The sequence below is a fragment of the Variovorax sp. E3 genome (assembly GCF_016082275.1).
Taxonomy (GTDB): Bacteria; Pseudomonadota; Gammaproteobacteria; order Burkholderiales; family Burkholderiaceae_C; genus Variovorax.
In genome coordinates this window covers 1-1,287 of record NZ_MOWM01000332.1, presented here as the reverse complement: position 1 = coordinate 1,287, position 1,287 = coordinate 1, and the positions used below count along the sequence as shown (strand labels likewise).

The window sequence follows — 1,287 nt, the reverse complement described above, 5'->3', positions numbered from 1 at the left end:
GGTGGCGGCCTGCAGCGCGCCGTGGGCCAGCGCGCCGCCGCCGGCGCCCATCGGCGGTACCTGGCGAAAGGCGTCTTCCACCGACTGCACCTGCTGCCAGGCGGCCTCGTGCGCGGGGTGCGCGGCGCGCCATGCGCCGCAGGCGTCGCGGATTTTTCGGTCGGCGCTGCCGGAGCCCAGGCGCACGGCCCAGGTGATGGCCTGGTCGAGCAGCTCGGCGGGTGTGCCGGTGTCGTGGCCTTGGGACAAGGAAGGAAAGGGGGTTTTCATCGCAGGGCCAGGCAGTGGCGGATCGCGGTCGCCATGTATTTTTCGACCGAGCTCAGGCTCACGTTCAGGCGCTGTGCGATCTCGGCATGGCCCAGGCCGTCGAGCCGCGAGAGCAGGAAGGCGCTGCGGGCCTTGGGCTGCAAGCCGTCGAGCATGGTGTCGATGCGCACCAGCGCCTCGACCAGCAGCAGCTGCGTCTCGGGCGACGGCGCTTGCTGCTCGGGCAGGGCCGCGATGGCTTCGAGGCAGGCGCGCTCCAGCGTGCGGCGGCGCACATGGTCGACCACCAGGCCGTGGGCGATGGTGGTGAGCCAGGCGCGCGGCTCGCGCACCTCGGTCACTTCGCGCGGGCGGCCCAGCACGCGCAGGAAAGTGTCCTGCGCAAGGTCGGCGGCGTCGCCCGCGTGGCCGAGCTTGCGGCGCAGCCAGCCGACCAGCCAGCCGTGGTGCTCGCCATAGAGCGTTTCGACGTTGCGGGAGTTGGGGCGGTCCGGCATGGGGGAGGGCGGTGAAGGCGGGGTGCCTGCAAAGGCGGCGAATGTCGCGGGCATGAATTTATCTCACCGGTTTGACAGGCCGGGCCCGGGCTTCCGGATCGCCCGCGTCGCGACGTAGGAGGTGATGCGCATGATGGGGGCCAGCGTGGCGCGGCTGGCGTCGGCTTCGCGGGCCTTGTCCTCGTCGGCGCAGAGGTGCATGGCGAGCGCGAGGCCGGCGGTGGCGCAGCGAGGCAGCACCCGTCCAGCAGGCGGGACAGCAAGGGCAGCGCGGGGGCGTGCTGCGGCGTGGTGTGTGTCGTCGTCATGGGGATGGACAGGGTGTAGGTGTGGAGCATCGGCGTCAGGGGCGCGTGGCGGCCGTGTGTGTGTCGCGCCCGCCGTGCAGCGGAAAGCGCAGCGTGAGGCAGTCGCCGCCCAGCGGCGAGGGCGCGGTGTAGATGCGCGCGCCGTGCCGCTCGGCGATCGCGCGGCACTGCAGCACGCGGGGCCGGGCGGCGGGGCCGGTGGCCGTCGAAGG

General features: G+C 73.0%; 3 protein-coding genes. All 3 read right to left on the bottom strand.

Annotation, left to right across the window (positions count from 1 at the left end; all coding sequences use genetic code 11):
* Positions 1-249 (bottom strand): FecR/PupR family sigma factor regulator (locus BMG07_RS40640; protein WP_198089205.1); only part of this gene is annotated, 249 nt, incomplete at its 3' end.
* A 17-nt stretch (positions 250-266) separates the two neighbouring features.
* A complete protein-coding gene (locus BMG07_RS40635) occupies positions 267-767 on the bottom strand; it encodes a sigma-70 family RNA polymerase sigma factor (RefSeq protein WP_198089204.1) in 501 nt (166 codons plus the stop codon).
* Positions 768-830: 63 nt separating this feature from the next.
* Positions 831-968 (bottom strand): hypothetical protein, encoded by a 138-nt coding sequence (locus BMG07_RS40630; RefSeq protein WP_198089203.1) that lies wholly within the window; start codon positions 966-968, stop codon positions 831-833.
* Between the last annotated feature and the right edge of the window lie 319 nt (positions 969-1,287).

Bases quoted from the DNA above. Each gene is read 5' to 3' on its own strand.
- BMG07_RS40630 (WP_198089203.1), bottom strand. From the start codon at position 968: ATGCACCTCTGCGCCGACGAGGACAAGGCCCGCGAAGCCGACGCCAGC.
- BMG07_RS40635 (WP_198089204.1), bottom strand. From the start codon at position 767: ATGCCGGACCGCCCCAACTCCCGCAACGTCGAAACGCTCTATGGCGAG.